The sequence below is a fragment of the Paenibacillus harenae DSM 16969 genome (assembly GCF_000422465.1).
GTDB lineage: Bacteria > Bacillota > Bacilli > Paenibacillales > Paenibacillaceae > Pristimantibacillus > Pristimantibacillus harenae.
Window position 1 is genome coordinate 2,001,618 of record NZ_KE383842.1, and the last position, 22,581, is coordinate 2,024,198.

The 22,581-nt window shown below is 51.8% G+C and carries 14 protein-coding genes; 1 reads left to right on the plus strand and 13 read right to left on the minus strand.

The genetic code is table 11. The features are described 5' to 3' along the window. Positions 1-34: 34 nt before the first annotated feature. On the minus strand, positions 35-7,633 hold the full coding sequence (locus H581_RS36555; protein ID WP_051250985.1) for a LamG-like jellyroll fold domain-containing protein: 7,599 nt from the start codon (positions 7,631-7,633) through the stop codon (positions 35-37). Positions 7,634-8,127: 494 nt separating this feature from the next. Between H581_RS36555 and H581_RS0119470 the strand changes: the two genes are divergently transcribed. Next, positions 8,128-8,640, plus strand: coding sequence for an RNase H family protein (locus H581_RS0119470; protein WP_028611482.1), 513 nt, complete (start codon positions 8,128-8,130; stop codon positions 8,638-8,640). A gap of 143 nt (positions 8,641-8,783) precedes the next feature. Here the strand turns inward: H581_RS0119470 and H581_RS0119475 are convergent, their stop codons facing one another. From H581_RS0119475 to H581_RS0119530, 12 genes are all read right to left on the minus strand, one after another. Then, positions 8,784-10,772 carry a YjhG/YagF family D-xylonate dehydratase gene (locus H581_RS0119475; RefSeq protein WP_051250987.1) on the minus strand — a complete coding sequence of 663 codons (1,989 nt, stop codon included), beginning with the start codon at positions 10,770-10,772 and terminating at the stop codon, positions 8,784-8,786. A 26-nt stretch (positions 10,773-10,798) separates the two neighbouring features. After that, complete coding sequence (gucD, locus tag H581_RS0119480; protein ID WP_028611484.1) at positions 10,799-12,256, minus strand: alpha-ketoglutaric semialdehyde dehydrogenase GucD; 1,458 nt, start codon at positions 12,254-12,256, stop codon at positions 10,799-10,801. 18 nt (positions 12,257-12,274) lie between these two features. Beyond that, positions 12,275-13,150: a fumarylacetoacetate hydrolase family protein gene (locus tag H581_RS0119485; RefSeq protein WP_028611485.1), complete on the minus strand. Its 876-nt coding sequence runs from the start codon at positions 13,148-13,150 to the stop codon at positions 12,275-12,277. 106 nt (positions 13,151-13,256) lie between these two features. After that, positions 13,257-14,015, minus strand: coding sequence for an IclR family transcriptional regulator (locus tag H581_RS0119490; protein WP_028611486.1), 759 nt, complete (start codon positions 14,013-14,015; stop codon positions 13,257-13,259). A 110-nt stretch (positions 14,016-14,125) separates the two neighbouring features. After that, positions 14,126-15,001, minus strand: coding sequence for a sugar phosphate isomerase/epimerase family protein (locus tag H581_RS0119495; protein ID WP_028611487.1), 876 nt, complete (start codon positions 14,999-15,001; stop codon positions 14,126-14,128). Beyond that, positions 14,998-15,948, minus strand: a complete 951-nt coding sequence (locus tag H581_RS0119500) for an NAD-dependent epimerase/dehydratase family protein (RefSeq protein WP_028611488.1) — start codon at positions 15,946-15,948, stop codon at positions 14,998-15,000. The genes H581_RS0119495 and H581_RS0119500 overlap by 4 nt, the downstream gene beginning before the upstream one ends. A 2-nt stretch (positions 15,949-15,950) precedes the next feature. Then, on the minus strand, positions 15,951-16,865 hold the full coding sequence (locus H581_RS0119505) for a sugar phosphate isomerase/epimerase family protein (protein ID WP_028611489.1): 915 nt from the start codon (positions 16,863-16,865) through the stop codon (positions 15,951-15,953). 13 nt (positions 16,866-16,878) lie between these two features. Then, positions 16,879-18,549: an extracellular solute-binding protein gene (locus H581_RS0119510; protein ID WP_028611490.1), complete on the minus strand. Its 1,671-nt coding sequence runs from the start codon at positions 18,547-18,549 to the stop codon at positions 16,879-16,881. Positions 18,550-18,635: 86 nt separating this feature from the next. Beyond that, entirely contained in the window at positions 18,636-19,529 is an 894-nt protein-coding gene (locus H581_RS0119515) for a carbohydrate ABC transporter permease (RefSeq protein WP_028611491.1), read from the minus strand. A gap of 16 nt (positions 19,530-19,545) precedes the next feature. Further along, positions 19,546-20,484 carry an ABC transporter permease gene (locus H581_RS0119520; protein ID WP_028611492.1) on the minus strand — a complete coding sequence of 313 codons (939 nt, stop codon included), beginning with the start codon at positions 20,482-20,484 and terminating at the stop codon, positions 19,546-19,548. 368 nt (positions 20,485-20,852) lie between these two features. Beyond that, positions 20,853-21,821 (minus strand): NAD(P)-dependent alcohol dehydrogenase, encoded by a 969-nt coding sequence (locus H581_RS0119525; RefSeq protein ID WP_028611493.1) that lies wholly within the window; start codon positions 21,819-21,821, stop codon positions 20,853-20,855. Between the two features lie 17 nt (positions 21,822-21,838). Beyond that, the gene (locus tag H581_RS0119530; RefSeq protein ID WP_028611494.1) at positions 21,839-22,570 is read right to left on the minus strand and encodes a DUF4386 domain-containing protein; all 732 of its coding nucleotides are present in this window, start codon (positions 22,568-22,570) and stop codon (positions 21,839-21,841) included. Positions 22,571-22,581 lie beyond the last annotated feature (11 nt).

Below are 22,581 nucleotides of genomic sequence, written 5' to 3' on the forward strand. Positions count from 1 at the left end.
CCGACTATGCTTCTTTACCGGTTGTCTGCGATCATCAATCCTCTTGCTGCTTCACAGTAATGGTGATCGTCTCGCTGCTCGTCTCGTCCGCCGCACTCAGCAATACAGCGCGGTACTCATATAAGCCCGGAGCTTTGCCGGAGATATTGGTTACCGCCTTTTGCGCGTTCGGCGTCGCTACGCTCAGCGTCTTCGTATCGATCAATTCGCCGTTCTCGTACAAGCGGTATTCGGAACCGTTCGTTCCCCACCACATGTTCATCGTAACATCGAAGTTCCCGTCCCCGTCCCAGTTGTTATGGGACAGCACCGGCTTACCCGGCGCTGCGTCGGTGACGGTGACGACAAGCGGACTGCACGCCGTCGTTCCGAAGGCGTTCGTCAGTTCGCATGTGTACGTGTACGTGCCATTCGCTTTGCCCGTAATGTCGGTCTTCACGGTTTGCGCCTGCGGCGAGTTGTCCGTCAGCGACTGCTCGCCGATCAGCTCGCCGTTCTCATACAGCTTGAACGCGGTGCCGTTGTTCCCCCACCACAGATTCATCGTGACGGTATAGCTGCCATCCTTTAGTCCCGTGTCGTGGTCGTTGTTGTCAGCGAGAACCGGTTTCCCCGGTGCCCCACCGGCAAGCGGCGTGACATCGTGCAGCCACTGCGCCCAGCGGACCAGTACCGCCGCCTGCTCGGCCGTGAACGCTTTGCCGCTTTGATTCTTCACTTCCGTGATGTACGCTTGCAGCAGTTTGCGGGCTTCGGCGCCTTTCCTTTCGGCGGCTTTCGCTTCGGCCGTCTCCAGCTGCCGCTGCAGCGATGCAGCAACTTCCTCCCCGCCAGCAGCGCCGGTTTCGGCCGCAAACGTACCGGTCAGCGCGGAAAGACTGTCGAATGTCGCATATACGCTGTACGAATGCTCGGCCGACCCGCGATGCCCCGCGGCATCTTCCGCTTCCGCCGTTACCTTATGAACGCCCGGCTCCAACGTGTACGCCTTTACGCTCACGAGCGGTGCATCGCACGGCGAGTAGGTCACGCCGGATACGCTGTCAACCGCATTGCACGTGATGTTGACCGTCTGATCAATCGCGTAGGATGGTTCACCGATGATATCCACCTGAGGCGCAGTCAGGTCGATCTTCGCTTCCGCCGATTTCGGATAAACCGAATCGGTCACGGTTACGGGACGATACAGCATTTGGTTCGAACCTTCCCGGCTAAGGGCGACAGGCGCGTCATAGACGCTCCAGCTGCTTCCTCCGTCCAGGCTGTACTGCACGTTCCCGTAAGCCGACAAGGTTACGGTTACGGGTACCGTATACCATCCATTCATGCCGTTCGGCGCGGAAGGATCGAGTGCTGCCGTGATCTTGATCTCCAGGCTTTCCAGCGCTTGCAGAAGAGTCGCGGCCGCCGTATCGATCTCCGCCTGGGTTGCATCGGCATTGTTATGCACCGCTTGTGCCGCCGATGCTGCCGCTTGAAGCGCCTCCGCGCTTTCAGCCGTAAAATGCTCGGCGTTAACTGCTGCCGCTTCATCGAGCAGAATCGGAATTAACGTGTTGTCTATCCAGTTCTTCGCCGTATTGTTCACGACCGCTCTGATCTCGTCCGCGCTTAAGACATGATTGTAGACGCGGAATTCATCGATCATGCCGTTGTACAGCGGATCGGGCCACTGGCTTTTGCCAATATAATTGACGCCCGGTTTAAAATCGCTCGGCTTGATCGTGGCGCTGCTATTCGTCGCCTTCAGTTCCCCGTCGACATACAGCTTTGCCGAACCGCCGCCCAGCGTCACCGCCACATGAACCCATCGATTGGCCGCCAGCTGCGACGTTTGCACGATTTGCTCGGTTCCGCCGTTCTTGATCGCGAAACGAAGCGTATTGTTGCCCGATCTCGGCGTAAGGAACAGGTATTGATTCGTGTTGTTGCCAAAGTCGAAGATTCGCTGCCACTGGTTGCCGCCCTTCCAGTACAACCAGGTTGACAAGGTGATCTCGTCGTAACCGGCTAGAGCATGCGTCGTCGGAAGTTTGACGTAGCTATCCGTGCCGTTCAGATCGATGGCTTGTCCGATCTTTCCTTCCTCGTAACCCGGCACGCCTACAATGGTTCCGTGAGACGATCCGATTGAATTGCCGGCATTTCCTTCAAAAGAATAGAGCGACAACGGTACTTGATCAAGCTTACCTTCTGCCTGGTCAAGTTCAGCCAGAAGCTGCGCTCTGTCGGCATCCGGTTTCAAGATTTCCACTTCGATCCGCTTTACTTCCTTCAGGTACAGGTAGTAACTGCCTTTCGTGTAGTCTTCCGTCGGAAGAATATGGAGATTTACGTTGAAGTCGATCGTTTGGCTAACCGAAAACCGGCCGTTGCTGACCGTGAACGTTACCGGATGGCTGCCGTAATCCGATTGGGCCGGTTTCCAGCTGAATACGCCGGTTGCCGCATGGAATGCCGCGCCTGACGGTAATTCGCCGACGCTGTACACCAACGGTTCGCCGGTCGGATCGGAAGCAGGAACCGGATAGGTGAATTCCTGTTCGGCCGTCAGCTCAACGGTCGTAACGGGCTCGAATACCGGCTGTCCTTTGACCGTGATTTTAATCGTTTTGGAAGAAGACAACTCGCCCGCCGTCGCGGTGAACGTTACGACGTGCACGCCGCCCTGTTCTTTGCCCGGCGTCCAGGCGAACGTTTGAGCGGCCGCATCGAAGGCTGCTCCTTCGGGCAGACCGTTAACCCCGTAGGTGACATCCGTAACCGCATTGACGGCTTGAACCTTAAAGGCGAGCGTGTTTTCCGCAATGAGAGTCTTGTCGGCAAGGGATTCAAGAACCGGCATGCCCGGCATATATTGCAGTCCGTCCAGCGCAGCCGACATCTGGTTGTCTGCGGCGTCAACCTCATCCTGAGTCGCATCCGGGTTATCTCGTACCGCGGTTGCCGCCGATACCTGCTGCTCAAGGGCTTGCAAACTTTCTTCCGTATAGATGCCGGCATCTTGCGCAGACGCAGCTTTATTCAACAAGAGCGCGAGCAGCGTTTTGTCAATGCCTCTCTCCAGAAACTCGACTTCTTCAAAGTTCACGAAACCGTTATGGTCATCGTAGATACGGATATAACGGTATGGCGTCGTGTCCGGATTAATGGCGGAGTGCCATTTGTATTCCGATGTCGCCGGAATCTTGTACAGGTCAACCCAATTCACGCCATCGTCGGAACCTTTAAATACGGTACCGTTGACGCGGCTGACATGTGTCCTCCTGGGAAGGTAGCGGAAAGTATCGATCACCTTTTCATTGCCCGCTCCAAAGTCGACGTCCACCCAGCTTACGGCCGATCGGTTGTGGACAATCGTATCGGGATTGCCGTCGAACATATACCATCCGTTTTGCGCCTCGGAAATGTTGTCGTTATTCCAGAATTTCTCCGACGCCTTGACCATCACGGGATCCATCTTCGCTTTCGCCAGCAATGTCCTGTACGAAACGAGCAGTCTAGGCGCATCGTAGACGGCGCTGATCAGCGCTTCTTCGTCCGCTTCGGGGCTCGTCATTTCCGCTTTGATACGATCCAATTCTTGGCGGAACACATAGTAGCTGGCCTTCGTATAGTCGGCTGCCGGCAAGCTTTCCATGCGCTGCATGGCAACTTCGAACGAATCCGCGTAAACGGAAACGGCTGCCGAGAACGGCTGCGACGATCCGTCTCCGTGAATCGGCAAAACCTTGTAATGGAGACTGCCGTATCTCAAATTGGTTTCCTTATAAGATGTCGATCTCGTCTCTGCAAGAACGAGCTCCCATGGGGAACCTTCTTCGGGCTCCATCGTACCCGGTTTAAATACCGGATCGGTTTCTCTTGCCGCCTCATCCGTCGTGCGATACACATTGAACCAGGAGGCCTGCTTCGGTTTATTCCAGTACAGGGTAACCTGATCTTCCTCTTTATCAATAAAAGGAGAAAGGCTTCCACGCGGCGTTTCCGTTACCGATACCTCGGTGAACCGCGCCTGTTCCGACGCCGCGGCACCGGTATAATACGCGTATGGGAGGACGGTGAATAATTGCGCCACATAGTCCCAATCTGCCCCATCCTTGGATACAAAGGCATACACATATTGCGAATCGTGATCGCGAACCAGCTTCACATACGGATACTCGGCTGCCGTGTAACCTTGAAGGTTCGCATTGAAAGGACTTCTTCTCGTATCCGAGAAATCATGGCGGGAATCCCTAGTACGGTTCTGCAGGACAAGGTTGCCCTCCTGATCGGCGCCGAAATAAATGTATCGGGCGCTTGCTTGCAGCAAATCGCGCATCATAATGCCGCTGGACTTTCCGCTGTGCTCGTCGATCCTTGCGCTGATGGAGCTGCTGCCCGCGACGGCCTGGCTGACAAAATGCAAGGAATCGTGAATCTCTCTCTTGTAGATGATCAGATCGTCGCCTTCGCCCAATCCTTGGCCGTCTGCACCCTGTACCGCGATAACGGAGCCGGAAACCGAAGCGCTGCCCGTCGCCGTGCCGATCCGGTCGTCACGCCATGCTTCACCGCTGTCGCCCGACGCCGGCGCCGATAAATCGACCTTCGCGTAGTGGGAATCCCAACCTGCTCCCCTCTCGTTCACGGCCGCTACTTTATAGTAATAGACGTTGCCGTTCTGAACGGTCGTATCTTTGTAGAAATTGCCCGTGACGCCGGCTGCAATAATCTCGTAAGGACCGGCTGCCTCTGCCGAACGTTTTATTGTATAAGACAGCCCGCCCGAAGTTGTCTTCCACGAAATACCGGCATAGCCGTTCCCCGCGAGCGCGTTCACAAAGTCCACATGGAACGGTTTCGGAGCGGAGTCGAGATCGGACGACAATTTCAATGCCATTGCCGTCTTCGCCGGAACCGTTACCTTCCCGCCGGAAACGGGGATTTGCCGCCCCGAGACGAGATCCAGCACCGTGCTTCCGCTATAGTCAGCCGGAAGCTCGACGTCAAACGATTTGGCGTTCCCATAGGCATCGCGCGTTGAATTGACAGCCATCAGATACTTTCCGTATCTTGCCGTCAACAGGTCCGGATACCCGGCATAAGGCGTGTCCGCCTCAAAATTATCGCGCGACACTTTGCCAACGCCAGGCTGATATGTGATCGGAAGCATTTCACCCGCAAGCGCTTGCGGAGCCCCGGAACCGTTCGATGCCTGGTCCTGCATAAAGATCGCGTCCACGTTATGCATGCGAATCCAATAGTCTTCATATTGGAATTGGCTGTTAGTCGCAACTTCGGTAATAAAGCTATGCGTCCCGTTCATCACATGAAGCCTGCCGATGCCGCTGTAGCCTTTATTCAGCTCGTTCAGATTGGCGAACATGCGGAGATCGCCGTCCCGGATCGAGAAGAACATATTGTCGACGTCCGCAAAGGCAAACCTCTCGTAATCCTCCGGATTTACGCCAAGACTCCCCAGCTCTTCCGGTTTGTAGTAATCAAAGTCCGTCAGAGGAAGAACGACGCCGGCCGCCACGCTGTCGAACCTGTCGTAGTCAGCGCGCATTTCCGTCACGTATTTGTAAGTATCCGCCAATAAATAATCGACTTTATTTTTTGATTTTGTCGTGCCGAAGAATGGGAAGTATTGATTATCCGCCAGCTGCTGTTGGATAAATCCGACGGCTTCTTTGGCGTATTGCCAGTAAATATCCCATTCCGGACCGCTGTATTTTTGTTCATTCTGAACCATGGCCATTTCCAGCGACGCATACAGCATTCCTTTTCCTTCCACGCCGTCCGCTCGAACGCCGTATGCGGGAAATCCCACCATGTTCGTATTTCGCTCGTCCGTCACCTGCTCCGCTCTCATCAGCCGGTTTCCGTCCCCATCCGTACCCGAAATGCGGGTATAGCCTCTGGCATGCAGGTTTTTGAGCGCCAATTTCAGGATTTCGTCATTCAACGCTTCATCTCCGCCGTTAAATAACGTTTTAAAATAATATTCCGGCAAATAGTTCGTCGCTTCCCCGTAGTTGGCGACATAACCGTTTTCTCTGGTCAAGCCGGCTTCCGTCATGCCCGTGTAATGCTTGCCGTACGGCAACCGTCTGACGACGTTTCCGTCCGCATCCCTTTTGCTTTGCGCCAGTCCCTTGGCGACGATTTGCAAATAATCGTCCGTAAATCTTGCGCTGCCGTCATGATAGAATAAGGAATGGTACAAATCCAATTCCTCGCCGCTTGGGCCGACCAGCACCTCTTCCCCGAGGAACGGCGCGCCTCCCAGCGTTTCAAGCAGGATTTGCCGGCTGCGTTCTTTGCCTTCATAGAAGGAAGAGCCGATCATCCGTAATCCTTCGTGCGCTTCCCAGGCGCCTTCGTACGTATACACAACCTGATTATAAATATAGGACAGTCTCGAACGGGCAAAGTCGAAGTTCGCCTTCAGCGTTCTTTCCCACGCTTCGCGGCGCGTCAATTCCCCGCCGTCCCAGTCTGTGCCCGCAAGGGAGAACTCTCCCGCAATCGTCCCGGTGGCAAAGGGCTGGTCCAAGAAAGCTTCGAATGCGGCCGTGCCATAGATGCCGTCGTCGTTAATCAGCTTCTCCGCGATGTACAAAGCTTCTCCAAGCGCGCCGTAGTAGCCGCCCCAGTCGCCTTGATGGCCGCCCCGCGTCACCAATCTGGTATTGCCGTAATAATCTTTGACATGGTTGTCGATGACTTTGAAAATACGCTGAAGCGCCGCTTTCTTCAGCTCCGGCGTGTTCGCCGGCGACCAGTCGTAATGCAGCGCATTTGCATAAAACCGCAGGTCATCGACATACTTTACGATTGATAATTTGGCGTTTGCGCTGGCATCCACCGCATTCGAGAATCTGTTGAACATATCGATTTGGCTCTGCGTATACCCATCGACCATCTCTTGCTCTTCCGCATCCGTCAGACCGGGCGACAGCGCATTTTCGGGGATCGGTTTGGCGCCCTGCGTTTCTCCGGCTACATCAAGCCATGCGTCCGTATGCGTGTAGGCGTTATAATAGCCTCTGGACGGACTGCTCATCACGCCCCATACATCCAACGTCTTAATGGTGATCTCGACCGTTTCCTTGCCGAAGGTCGACTCCAGCGGAAGCATGGTCGTACCATAGTAAAACCGTTCCGGCAGCGGATTGCCGAAGCCTCTGTTAATCGGCTGGTAATCGCCGAATCGGAGATAACCGACTTGCCCGCCGCTTATATTGACCACGGTCGTATATCCGGCGTCGTTCCCCCAGAACTTTACGGTGAAATAGTTCTGCCGGTCGGGATCGACCTTCATCGTAAACGTCAAATCTCCGCCTTGCTTCTCCGCCGGCACTCTCGGATTCGATACCCGCGCCGGTTCGCCCAATGCGCCGGTGATGGCGCTGGTCGCATCGCCCTTGAAATGGTGTGCGCTTTCGGAGCCCGCGTTGCCGAAAATCATTTTATCCAGGTAACCGTTCGCGGACGGCTCCTCCGCCGCATGCACCGGCGTGCCCTGTACCGGTCCGATCGTCTGAAGCAGAAGTGCGGCAATCAGGGAAACAACCATGACCCGCCCGGCTTGTCTTGACGTTTTTCCTATTCGTTCGAATGCGTCTGTGATGCGGCTATGCATTTGTCAATTGTCCTCCCTAAAAATAAAATATAAATCCAGTTAAAGCGTTTTCATTTTTTCTTTGCGATAACCCTTCTTCCTCCTTTTTCTCCATCCCGCGTTATCGATCCCTCCTCACCTCCGCAATCATGACTGGGAATTCACGGTATAGAATAGCATGCCATGTAGGGTTCATCTATTGTAAAATCACTCATTTTTATAAACTATCTTCAAAATATAGATCTGCAAAGCCGACCCGATTGTCGTTCGGCGCTAATTTCTTAAGTTCATATGATAAAAAAACACCATACCGACTTTTCGGTCAGTAAGGTGTTTTTTTGCCACTATATCCGTCGGGGGTCAGCCGTGACAGTTTCACCAGCTGCACGATCTTCACGCTGATGCCAACTAACTCTTAGACGACGATGTACGGCACAGGTTTAAATTTAGACCCTTCGGTTTATCCTGATCGAATATCCATCAATCGGTACCGTCCATTTATAGGAGATGCGCTCATGGATTTAATCAAGGACCAGCTAATCAAAAAAGCCTTCGCCAGCTCTAGCCTAAGACAAAATATCGTGAATAAAGGAACGATGTTCCTTTACTGCGATTACGCCGGCTTCGCTTCGCGCAACTTATTCGGCGCAGCTTGCTGCACGGCTTACAATCGAACGGTAAGCGTAACCGCCAAGAAGCTGCCGATCGAGCGGGATCATGGTTCAAACTACGGCGAAATTCAGGCGATCGTGCTTAGTCTGGAAACTCTTACGGCAGCATTATTGGAGCGTCAACCGAAACAAGCCTTTATTTTTACCGATTGCAGCCGCATTTCGCGTATATTGGCGCAAGACCGCTTTTCGCAACCCCATGACGAGCAAGGAAGAAATGAACTATTAGCGGCTCTAGCCAATCTCAATCGTCAGTTCCCCGAGGTTGACGTTCAAATCAAGTATATTGGCAAACATAAGAAAAACAACTACTTGCACAGACTGGCTCACAATGCGGCCAGGGAAGCTGCCTTTTAATATGTCGGCGGAGACAATGCGGGACTTGGATTAGTGGAATTGGCGATTCAATCCAATTGGGAGGGGACATCGGAAAGGACAGAGGATATTTCCATCATCGATCCTCTGTCCGCAAAATCTCTCAATTACCGAGCCTTCATCGCTTACCTTTTTTCACTTGCCATTGCATCCATACCGGCATTCAGCACCTGTATTATTTTTTCGACATCGTAGACGCAGCCCTTCCAGGTGCCTCCGCTTACAGCTTGCAGCGCGGCCCAGAGCCTTGTGTCGTCTGGCAGTTCCGGATCCTCGGCCAAACCGGGATGAGGGCTGCGATCAGCCAATTCGCAAGTGCCAACTGCAGGCGTAGCAGGCAAGAGGCTGCTCCCTACCATATTGATTTGCCCTTCAAGCTTGGCAAGATCAATTCGCACATCGATCCAATCTCCGTCGCGAAGCTTTCCGACAGGTCCGCCAGCCAAAGCTTCAGGACCGATATGACCGATGCATGCGCCTGTCGACACGCCGGAAAACCGCGCATCGGTAAGAAGCGCTACATGCTTGCCGAAGGATAGATGCTTGAGAGCGGAGGTTAATTGATAGGTTTCCTCCATTCCGGTTCCCATCGGGCCGCGCCCGATTAGAACCAGAACATCGCCTGATTCAATCCCTCCATTCTTTATCGCGCGAATCGCGTCACGCTCAGTCGTGAACACCTTTGCCCTGCCGACATGTTTATAAATGCCTGCTGCGTCAATCATCGAAGGATCGATAGCTGCCGATTTGATGACTGACCCTTCCGGAGCAATGTTCCCCGACGGGAATGTCACGGTCGAGGTCATGCCTGCAGCTTTGGCTTTCTCCGGACTGTAAATAACCGTATCCGGATCGACACCGTCAACCTCCATTAAATAACGTCTCATCCGGCTGCGCCGCTCGGATGCCGCCCACCAATCCAGCATGCCGCCGATCGTCTGTCCGGTTACCGTAAGCGCTTTCTCATCTAATAGGCCGAGCTTTCTCAAATGCAGCATCACCTCGGGGACGCCTCCCGCGAGAAAAACCCGTATCGTCGGATGATAGAGCGGTCCGTTTGGCAGAACGCTTACAAGTCTAGGAACGCTGCGGTTCGTTTCTGTCCAGTCCTGGGCCGTTGGAACGGTTAAGCCTGCCGCATGGGCAATGGCCGGGATATGCAGAAGCAAATTCGTTGAACCCCCGAAAGCAGCGTGAACGACCATGGCATTTCGAACTGCGGCATCGGTCATGATGCTGGCGGAGGTTATGCCGGACTCCGCCATATATAAAGCCGCTCTTGCCGATTGGCGGGCCATCTCTGACCAGATCGGCTGGCCCGACGGAGCGAGCGCCGCATGCGGGACAGTCAGACCCAGCGCTTCCGCTACAACCTGCGCGGTACCGGCCGTACCAAGAAACTGGCATCCGCCGCCGGGCGTGGCGCAAGCCCGACAGCCTAAATCTGCCGCTGCCTCGAGCGTAAGCTCGCCGTTCGCATAACGCGCTCCAATCGACTGAATCTTACCTGCGTCTTCTCCGTTAATCGGCGGAAGCGTTACGCCTCCGGGTACGATAACAACAGGAAGGTTTCTCATTGCGGCTAGAGCAATCATCATCGCAGGCAGACCTTTGTCGCATGTTCCGACTCCGAGAACGGCGGACCTTGTGGGCAGCGAGCGAATGAGCCGCCGGAGAACAATCGCCGCATCGTTGCGATAGGGCAGCGAATCGAACATGCCGGACGTGCCTTGCGACCGGCCGTCGCAGGGGTCGCTTACGTAACCGGCAAACGGAATACCTCCCGCCCGAGTAATTTCATCCGCCGCTTCCTTCATCAGAAGGCCGATTTCCCAGTGGCCGGTATGATAGCCGAGAGCCGCCGCCGAGCCGTCTTCATTGCGGATCCCGCCCTGTGTTCCCAAAATAAGTACCTCCCGGCCAAGCAGTCGGGAGGGGCTCCACCCCATTCCCACATTTTGCGACCAGCCGAACAAATCGCCGCTTGGCGAATTCAGAAGCCTTTCATGTGTAAGCGGGAGCGAGCCTATGGGCCCCGATGCTTGCGTTTGTATGATGAAATCAGAATCCATGCCGCGCCCCATGATCTGTTCGAAGCTCGAGTCTATGTCCATCTCCATTCCTCCTATCAAGGCTGAGGTTACGGTTTAATAAAAACCGTTTTGACAGAAGTGAAAAACTCAATAGCTGCCTGGCCCTGCTCTCTTGAATGAGAACTGGACTGCTTCATGCCGCCGAACGGAGCTTGCAGCTCGACACCCGCGGTCTCGGCGTTGACCCTGATGAGTCCCGCTTCCATATTCTGAACAAACGACAGAACGTTCCCGATATTTTTCGTATAAATGGATGCGCTAAGTCCGTACGCCGTATCGTTCGCCAAGGAGATTGCGTCTTCGAAGTCCTCTGCTTCGATTAATGCAAGCACGGGCCCGAAGATTTCCTCCTGCGCGATGGACATCCGGCTCTCAACGCGCTCGAACACGGCGGGAGTAATATAATAACCGTCTGACAGCGCGCTATCCTCAGGCCGTGTACCGCCATACAGAAGAACGGCTCCTTCTTCCTTTCCTTTTTGAATATACCTAAGCACGGTTTCCAGCTGTTTTTCGTTCGCGCATGGTCCGAGCCATACAGAAGCGTCCATGCCGTTGCCGACCTTTAGCGTTGTTACCTTGTCGAGTAGCTTCGTTTTGAAGAGCCCGTAAATGGACTTTTCGACAATCACTCGACTGGTCGCCGTGCACTTCTGTCCCGTCGAGCGCAGCCCGCCGCTAATTACAGCGTCAACGGCTAAATCCAAATCGGCGTCGCCCGCGATAATGATCGGGTTTTTGCCGCCCATCTCCAATTGATATTTCGCTCCGCGGGAAAGGGCAGCCTGACCGACTTGTTTTCCGACAGCGTTAGAGCCTGTGAAGGTGATGCCTTGGATACCGGGATGATGGGCAATCCCATTCCCGACCACAGAACCGCTGCCTGTAATCATATTAACGACGCCCCGAGGAAAACCTGCCTCATGAAAGCACTGCATGACAGCCGCCGCCGTTACCGCCGTTTCCGTTGCCGGCTTCCAAACGACCGTATTGCCGTATATCAAAGCCGGAGCCATCTTCCAGATCGGGATCGCCACGGGGAAATTCCAAGGCGAGATTACACCCACTACGCCAAGCGGCACACGTGTCGTAAATAGAAACGCCTCCGCATCGCTGGACGGAATGACATCGCCGATTTTGCGCAAGCCTTCTCCGGCGTAATAGCGCAAAATCGCAGCTCCCCGCGCAGTCTCCCCCTTCGCCTCGGCAAAGGTTTTCCCCATTTCCCTGCACATCGTTTCTCCAATGTCATCCAAGCGGCTTTCCAGCAGCTCCGCCGCCCTGACGAGCAGCTGCCCGCGCTCTGCGCCTGTCTTCTTCCGCCACAGCAGTCTTGCCGTTTCTGCTTCATAAACCGCTTCATCAAGCTCAACGCCGGTAGAATCCGCAACATACCCGACGATCTCCCGTTTGTTTGCCGGATTAATGCTTTCCAGGCGTTCCCGATTGCCGGGCTGCTTCCACTGCCCGCCGATATAATTGTCGATAACAACGGCTTCCTTCATAAAAAGTCATCTCCTTTTCTATGCCGATACGACTGTATTCGTTAATGTGCCAATTCCCGTTATATCAATCTCGATCCGGTCACTCAGCTCCAGCGTGAACTGTTCCGGCGGCACGATACAAGTTCCGGTAAGAAGCACAGTGCCGTCAAATAAGACATTATCTTTGGCGAGATAAGCTACCAATTCTCCAAATTTCCGTTTGAGCTGGCCCGTATTGGCCGATTCGTCAACGACCTTCTTGCCTCCGCGGTAAATGCGGCAGGTTATTTGAAGATCATAAGGATCCGCAACGGTATCGGCCAGCCGAATAGCAGGGCCGATGGAGCAGGATTGACGCCAAATTTTGGCCTGCGGCAAATAAAGCGGATTCTCGCCTTCGATGTCTCGGCAGCTCATATCGTTTCCGATCGTATAGCCGAGGATACTCCCGTTCCGATCCAGCACCAACCCGAGCTCCGGCTCCGGAACCTGCCAGCTTGAATCGCTTCGCAGGCACACTTCGCCGCCCGGTTCGGCCGTCCGCGCAGCAGTCGATTTCATGAACAGCTCCGGCCGGGCGGCATCATACACTTTATCGTAATAGGTAGGGCCCTTCCCGTCTCCGTCTGCCGCTTCATAATTTCGCGCTTCCTTGCTCCGCATATAGGTTACGCCTGCCGCCCATATCTCCGGGGCTTCCAGCGGAACGATCAGATCAAGCTGGTGAATCTCTTTGTTCAACACTTGGGATGAGTCGATTTTCCGCTTTACCTTTTCTAAAACGCTAACGCCGTCCCGCGCTGCCCTTTGTACCAATGATATAAAATCGGAATCCTCCAGCGGAAAAATTTCTTCGGTATCCGTAATCGCAGCTAATTTGATGGAAGCATCCTCTCGATAACGAATTATGCGCATAAAACCACTCCTTTGTTTTATAATATAAAACTATATTCTATAATATAGTCAAAAAAAGAGCTTCTTGTTGTCCGTCCATAACCTTCGAAAAGAAACAGAAGCTCTTTTATGACCGATATCCTAAATGGGCGGAAATCCGGCTTGTTTCGTTCAACAGCAGCTTAACAAATTGCTGCAGCTGCGTTTCGTCGACATGTGAAACTAAGGTAGAAATACTCATAGCTGCGGCACAATGGCCGGTATGGTCGAAAATGGGTGCTGCGGCGCAGCGAACGCCGGGTTCGTTTTCTTCACGGTCAAATGCCACCCCGTTCTGTCTCACCCCGTTCAGTTCCTCCAAGAAGGCATCCTTTCGGTCAATGGTCTGCGGGGTATGGATATGGAATTCGTAATTGTCGAGAATCCGGGTCAGTTCGCCCGGAGTACGATAAGCAGCCAGCACTTTCCCGACTGCGCTGCTGTGAAGCGGAACCCGGCGTCCGATTCGCGAGTAGCGAATGGCCGCTTTCGCCCCTTCCACCTTATCGATGTATACGCCTTCATTGCCGTCCATAATAACTAAGTGAACAGATTGACCGGTCAAGTCAGACAGCTCCTGAAGATGGGGCCTGGCTGCGCCGCGAATATCCAAACCTTGCAGCAGCAGCTGGCCCTTCTCCACAAGCGTCATCCCCAGCCTATATTTTCCGGTATGTCCCTCTTGATCGATATAGCCGTGCATTTGCAGCGTTTTGAGCAAAGAGTGAACCGTGCTTTTGTGTAGATTCATCAGTTGGCTGATATCGGTAATTTTCAATTCCTTATTTTGGTCGTCAAACAAATTAAGAATGCGCAGAGCACGGTCTAATGATTGAATGATCGGCATGGGCGTATATTCATCCTCTGTTTTATATGATAGAACGATATGAGCGATATGAGTCATTTTACCAAAGGGTTTCTTATTCGTCCAGCCAATATTCATCCTGCTCCGCCAAGTTACGTTATTTTAAAATTCCGGTATCCAAGGCGTTCCAAATATTGCTTGCTCGTACGGATCGCTTCAGGCGCAGGCATAAGAGGATTGCCTCTCCGGGTCGGACTCCATTGGTTGCCGTCCAATTCAACTAAAGCATAATACGGATATCCTTTATCTTCCAGGTATTGCAAGATGCTCCTTAAGTCGACAGTGCCCATCCCGAGCGGCGTATAACCAAGAAAACCGGTAGCATCGATTTGACGCCCTTCGGCATCCGTCTCTATCGGGCCTCCAATATAATCTTTCAGATGCAGCATCCGGATCAGCTCATAGTACTCTTGAATAATCCGGGCGGGATCCGTGCCTCCCTTGGCGATCTGACCGACATCCGGGGCAAAGGCGACATAACGGGAATCGACTCCTTCCAGCACTCGCCGGATTTCTTCTTCCGTTTCAACGGCGGTTCCGGTGTGCGGATGAAAACAGCATAACAGCCCCTTATCCGCGATGCGCTTCGCAAGCTCATTTAAGGTTAAGATAATGTCCGAAGCATGGTCTGAAAAAGCATAGGAAGAGCGATTCAGCATCGTTCCGCCGATCACGACGACCGGCCCTTGGAATTTCAAATAGAGATCAACCCATTCCATCACCTTGTCGATCGCATCCCGACGCTTTGGTGAATCCGTCAATTCGAGATGACAGTATAAGGAAGTCAATTGCAGCTGGTGCCGCTCAAACACGGCCAATAAGCTTCTATTCCGAGATTCCCAATCCTCCAGCACCCACCCGAATGTCTCCGTTCCCCAATAGCCGCAGGCCGCGATCTCGGATACCGCTTCCTCGATCCCCTCATTGGGCCACGTAATCGCGGTATGTCCAAATCGCAAATGATTCATCCCATCACCCCCCGATCTATGACTTCATGATTTGCCTGCTGCTGGCGCCAAGAATATTGCGGCTTGTAATTCAGCTTGCCCAGCAGTTTTTTCTGAGTAATTAATCCTTCCGTCCCTGCCAAGCCGGCAGCTTTGTCTATCAAGTCTGGCCAATGCTTTGCGACAACCTCCTTTGTATCCTCGACGTGCCGGCTGTCGGTCAGCAGATAAAATACTTCGAACGGATCCAGCTCATTCGACTCGATTGCGAGCGTAAAGGCTTGCGCGGCATCTCTTGGATCCAAGTACTGATGCGTGGTAACCACCGGTCCGCCTGCGTGCTCCCGGGCGGGAACCGAAATCCCGTATTTGTAATGATCGCTTTGATCCGGCCAATCAAGTCCTTGCAGGCGAAACGCTACGGTCCGAATGCCATATGCTCTCGTATAGGCTTGCAAAATTTCTTCTCCCAATACTTTGGACAACGCATAGGCATCTTCCGGACGGTTCGGATGCTCTTCATCGATCGGCAAGTAATCCACTTGAAACGGAGTGCCGCTTAACCGCTGTCCCAAGCCAAGCGTATAATAGGAAGATGCCATGGCTACGGTCTTAACTCCGAATCTGCGGGAGGCTTCCATCAAATAATACGTACCCATCGTATTGACCTTCATGCACTCGTCTTCAGGCAGGTTTTGGATTCTCGGTTTGCCGGGATGCAGCGTCGTATCATAGGGGAGCGCGGCAAGATGAATGATCGATTCCGCTTCCGACAATTGAACGGCACGCATGCAATCCGCAAGCGTCGTAAGATCACCCTTAACAAACAGTATGTTTCTCGGAAAACGGGAGGCATCCGGGGCGACGCGGTCAAATGCCGTTACCTGATAATCTTGTTCGATCAAATAATCGATCATATAACGCGCCAAGCGGCCCGCTCCCCCGGTGACCAATACTTTTTTGTTCATCTTCAAGCCCTCCCCAGTTTATTCTGCAGGCTTTGTAAATAATGAATGCTTTCCCGAAAATATTCCTCGCTCTGTGAAGCGGTATCCCGCGCCGCATCGAAGAGCATCCACCCCGGCTCGACAATCAAATGCAGCCCGTCAGCCCGCGGACTTTTTTGCGCGAGCAAGCTTAACGCTTTAGGGATGTCGACATGCCCTTCACCGAGCACGCACCCGAATGCGGTTAGCGGAATATAACCCTTTGCCTCGCTTTTGACGACCTTCATATCTTTAATGTGCGTCGTAAAGGCATAAGCTGCCAACGCTTCAATGTCCTCGTTCGGATCGCTAAAAACGGTATAGCCGTTGCCGGTATCAAGCGCGGCTCCAACATATGGCGAACCAACGGAATCCAGAAGATGCGCCAGCTCGCGCCCGGTAAAGTCGCAATGATTTTCTACGGCAAGCCATACGCCTGCATCTTCAGCAATTTCGGCAGCTGCCTGCAGGGCAGGAACGAGCGCTTCTAGATGCTCGCGAATGGATAAGGATGGATTAAACCGGCTCGTTTCCACATCCAAGCGGCCATAAGCCGTTCGCACGACAGGCATTTTAAGCTGCCTTGCATGCTCTACGGCTTGGCGAAACCGGTTCGCTCCTCCCTCATCGGCGAAGGGGCCCGCCAGACTGAACGCTCCCGGCGCGCTTAACTCCAGCTCGATGGCCTTCGATTGCGCTAAGTATCCAAACTCTGCCAGCTTTACGCGATCCTTCGGAAGCGTTCTTACCTGAAGAACGGTACAGCCAAGCTCACCGGCTCTCTGCAGCTGCCACTCTGCAACATCATCCTCTTCCACGTCAGCGGGAACAGGATAAAAGCCGCCCGTAAATCCAATTCTCATGGAATTGATTAGAGTATGCGTTTCAGCCTGCGGCATGATAGACCCTCCTTTATGACTTCCATTTCTCGTCATATTCTTTTTGCATAATGGTGATGAATTCTTCGACTCCGATACTCTTCAGCTCTTTCTGAAATTGATCCCAATCCTTCTCGATATCACGGTTTCCGACGATAAAATCAGCCGTTGACTCGCTGACAATCTTGTTGATCTCGGTTTTCAATTCATTCCACCTTTTAGCCGTTTCATTATCGAAGAAAAACTTCGGAGTCGTGATACGCGCGGCGACCTTGTCATACTCTGCCGCCGCACGGTACAGTTCCGATTCCAAATCGAATTGCCCTTCCGGAAGCGCTTCTCTCGCGTCGGACCCAAACGGAGGCCATGCGCCGCCAATGCCGTGCCAATGAACCTGCTGCGGTTCCTGCCACAAGTCTTTCCCCAAGATCTTATACTGAGCCTCGCCGCCGTTTGCGGCAGCAGTGCCGGCTGCCGGTTTATCCCAATGTTTGCCTTGCACGCCGTAACGATTTCTCAGGAAAAACTCATGCGAATACATCACATCGACCAGCTTCATGACGATATCTGCATTTTTTCCGTTTGCAGGCAGCATGAACACCGGATTGCTGATTTTACCGTACTGATTGAAATAAGCATTTTGAAAACCGTCAGGACCCTTAAGCGGAAGAACAATTTCATAATTCATTTTGGTAGCATCGTTCGCCGCAAATACGTGCTGGCCTCCGCCCGGTACCGCGCCAACCGTGTTTCCGTCGTTCAGCTCAACCAACTGCCTCATCTGGTTCTCGTCATTCGTGAAGGAAGAAGGATCAATCAAGCCTTCGGCATAGAGCTTGTTCAGGAACCGCAGCCCTTCCCGCCATTCGGGAGTCGTATACGCTGCCGAAATTTTATCGTCCTTGACATAAAGGTTATTCGAATCCTGGTAAGTGAACGCATTCATAATAAAATCGTCAACCGTCGCAAACCAGCTTTGCGTTGAGCCTACCATCGGAATTTCGTCTTTCTTGCCATTGCCGTTGAGATCCGTTTCTTTGACCGCTTTCAAATATTGATAGAGTTCGTCCGTCGTCGCAGGGACAGACATGTTCAAGGCTTCAAGAAACTTTTTATTCACCCAAAAACGCATCGCCCTGTCGCAGTTATAGCATTCCCCGACGGCATTGAGCGCATATATATTTCCGTCAGGCGCAGTGGTGGCCGTTTCCATTTCCGGGATTTCCTCAAACAGCTTTTTGATATTAGCGCCGTTCCTGTCGATCAAATCCCGCAGGTCGCGGAACACGCCTTGCGAGCCGTACGTTGCCAGCATCGCATTGTCGATGCCGGGAAAGCCCATAATGAGATCTCCCAAATCCCCGCCGGAAGACAGCTCGAGATTCAGCTTCTCAATGGAATCGGCGGAAGGGTACAAGTTCCACTTGATATGGACATTCGTTTGATCCTCCAGCCATGTCGTCAGCTCGTTCTCGCCGTATTCATACGAGGTTACCGTCGGATCCCGCGGAATCGTAATCGTGATGGTCGTTTTTTCTTTTGTAATCGGAAGCACGCCAGGCTCGGAAATTCCGGATTCGCTGCCGGTATCGGCAGGATCGGCTTTTTGGTTACTACCTTCGTCCCCAGAGTTTTGACTGCATGCGCTTAACAGCATGGAAGCGGCTAACACCAGCATAAGCAGGCTGACACCCAACTTTTTCATTTCTGTTTTCCTCCTCATTTTTTATAATCAATCGGTTGTCATGGCGGACCGCTCCAACCGCTCGATGCCCCTTGCCTGTTTCCTTCTCAGCCTTTTATCGAACCGATCATGACGCCTTTAACGAAATATTTTTGCACAAACGGATAAACCAGCCATATCGGCAGACTTGCGACGATAATAATCGAATATTTAAGCAGATCCGCCAGCCCTTGTTTCCTGGTCATATCTTCCGTATCCGTGATGGAAGCCGGGTCGATCTGATTTTGAATAAGAATATCTCTTAGAACAATCTGCAGCGGATAAAGCTCATCGCTCTTCAAGTAGATAAAAGCATTAAAATAAGCATTCCAATGAAATACCCCATAGAACAGCACCATGACCGCCGTAATGGCTTTCGAAAGGGGCAGGACGACGCTCCACATAAAACGCAAATGCGAGCACCCGTCAATGGAAGCGGCTTCAAAAAGCTCCTGGCTTATCGTCGATTGATAGAAGGTTCGCGCGATGATCACATTCCAAACGGAAAGCGCTCCAGGCAGGAGCATCGCCCATCTCGTATCGATCATCCCAAGATCTTTTATCAGTAAATAGTTGGGGATTAGTCCGCCGTTAAACAGCATCGTAAAAGCAAACAAGTACATAATGATATTCCGGCCTACCATCGTTCTTCTGGAAAGCGGGTATGCGGCCAAGATCGTCAAGATCACATTGAGGATGGTTCCCGCTATCGTATAAAATATCGTGTTCCCATAACCGGTTAACACTCTTGGATCCTTAAAGACGGCCTGATAGCCTTCCAGCGAAAAATGAACCGGCCACAAAAACACGTCTCCCGAGATCACGGACAGCCTGTCGCTAAAAGAGGCGCTGAAAATATAGATTAGCGGGTACAGGACGATTAGCAGCGCGATCAGCAGCAACAAATCATTAAAGAAATAAAACGTTTTATCGGATCTTGTAAGCACAATCTTGCTTTTCATCTAACAGCTCCCCTCTTTACCACAGGCTGGTCTCTCCCGCTTTTTTGGCAAATTGATTAACAAGCATGATTAATATAAAATTCACCATCGAATTGAAAAACCCAATAGCCGTCGCATACGAGTAATCCGGGGCGCTGGAAGCCAGACTCACCGTATAAACATAAGTGGATATCACTTCGGAAGAGCTAAGATTCAATGGATTTTGCATTAAAAATATTTTTTCGAAGCCAATTCCCATAATCGAACCGGCATTCAATATGAGTAGAGTTACGATGGTGGGCATAATGCCGGGCAGATCGACATGCCGTATTCGCTGCAGACGCGTAGCCCCGTCAATCGTCGCCGCTTCATGGATTTCCGGGCTGATCGCAGACAAAGCCGCTAAATAAATAATGGTCCCCCAGCCGGTTGTCTGCCATATGCCCGACCATACATACACCGACTTAAACCATTCCGGCTCGCCCATGAAGTTAATCGGATCGGCTCCGAACAACCCCATTCCCATATTAATAATTCCGATTCTAGGGTTTAGAAACTGCAGGATCATCCCGACCATGACAACAGTGGATATAAAGAAAGGCATATACGTAACAAACTGGACAACTTGCTTAAATCGGGTTTTTAACGTTGCGTTTAAGGCTAAAGCCAAAATGATGGGGAGCGGAAAACCCGCGATTAAATCATAAAAGCTGATTATGAGGGTGTTGGTAATGACTCTCTTGAATTGATAAGAGTTAAAGAACTTCTCGAAATGCTCGAATCCGACCCACGGGCTGCTCCAGATTCCATCCATGATTCTAAAATCTTTGAAAGCCAGCTGAAGGCCGTACATCGGAAAGTACTGAAAGATAATTACCCAAGCAAGAGGAAACAAAATAATCAAATACAACTGATAGTCCTGCCGCATCTGTTTTAGCTTTCTGCCGTCGCCTAAGGGACTTGTGTTTGGTTTCAAGCAGGGCAACCTCCTTTTATAGAATTGCAACTTCTGAAGATACAATGAAGGAGAAACCATCGAAATATAAGTAAACGCTTACAATTCGTCGATTCAATCTCCTTTCATTCTGGAATGAGGCCTATGGCCTATTGGTTGTTTTTGTTTTACATTATAAAACACTGTTTAATATTAATGAATTAGTGAGAATATATCATTGGAATATTTCCAAGTCAAGGATGATTTTACGAATATAAAACACTCCGACAGGATGTGATAATTCCCGACAATAATCTTCATTTGCAATAAAAAAAACCGCTCGAATATAAGCGGTTCAGATTTCCAACTGGAGACTTAACGATGAACTTCTAATTCGGGCAGGTCTGATGTTACATCGTGATGATGACATTTCCCTTCTTGCGGCCTTGTTCGACATAGCGGTGCGCCTCGATCATCTGCTCGAGCGGAAAGCAGCGATCAATTACTGGTTTCAGACGGCCCGTCTCGGTCAACTCTTTGAGAAAAGCTAGATTTTCTTTACTCGGGACTGCTGTCCCGCCGATAATATTCTTGTCTGTCGTCACCGACAACCACAGCGCTTTGAGCTCTGACCCTACCATTCCCGTATGAAGATAATACCCCTTGTCCTTCAGCGAGCTTTTGCATTGTGAAAGCGAAGTCTTGCCTACCGCGTCAAATATAATATCGTAGGTCTCTCCGTTTTTCGTAAAATCCTCTTGCGTATAGTCTATTGCCTTATCGGCTCCCAAGGATTTGATCATTTCAACATTCGGTCCGCTGCATACCCCCGTAACTTCTGCCCCAAAGTACTTGGCAAGCTGTACCGCAAAAGTGCCTACACTTCCCGAAGCGCCAATGATGAGAACTTTTTGTCCGGGCTGGATGTTGCCTCTTTTGAGGAAAAATAGAGCGGTATTGGCCCCGATAGAAAGAGTTGCTGCTTCCTCATTGGTCATATCCTTCGGCTTCGTCACCACCGCCCCGTCTTCGGGCAGGCATTTATACTCGGCGTGGGCGCCAAAGTTCGCCTGGAAGGTCGATGCAAAAACCTGATCACCCGCCTTGAACCGCGTTACATTTGTGCCGACTGCTTCCACTTCACCGGCCAGCTCCATTCCGAATATCGGATTCCTTGGTTTTCTGAAACCTAAAGCGATTCGACCGGGGAGCCAGAACATGGGGGGAACTGTAAAACCTCGCATTCTGCAGTCCCCAACGTTTACCGTTGTCGCCTGTACTTTTACCAATATCTCATGGTCTTGGGGGGCAGGTTTCCCGACCTCTTTGAGCCGAAGAACCTCCGGTGGTCCGTATTTGGTTGCTACAATCGCTTTCATTTATGAACCCCGCCTTCTTATAAGGTGTGCTGCGATGATCCGGTTGCCTGAGTTTTAGCTGACAGGGAAGCAAGCGCAGATACGTTAAAGCCTTTCACGATGAGCCAAACCGCCAGAATCATTTCATAAGTGGCTATCGGTAACGCTAAAATGGCTAGCAATGTTGAAAATGGAAGAATGATATCGAATAGGAGCAACAATCCTGCAATCAGAATGAGTGCTGCTCCTATAAGACCCCAGCCTGAAATCAAGCGGGGAACGAGTTTTGATTTATACAGCAAATAGCTGTACAGCATCGTGTTTACGCCCAGCAAGAAATTGGGGCCCAGCCGAAATGTCCAGTCATGCATCGCTATTAACAATGTACCTGAAATTTGATAAGAAGCTGCGATCGGATCTGCCGATGCTGCCAATTCCCGGCTTAAGGTCAGTAGGGACAGGACGCTGATGATGCCAACACTAATGGCAACTGCTTCAAGAAGCCTGAAGGTGACATACCCGATCGCTATGCTTTCATTTTGTTTTTTTAAGACTGGAAACAGCGTAATCGAAGTGCCAATAGCCGAACAGACAAGAATTAACTCCATAACCGCTCCCAGTATGACCCGATTTGCATGTTCAGCGCCTTTAATCAGGTAATCGGGACCTTTTAGAATAGGATTGTATAAAAGAACGCCTATTATTGCCGTGGACGTCGCAAGTATAAACAGCACCCCCGCAATTATTGCTCTATTCCTGTGTGTATTCATTTGTTTGTCTC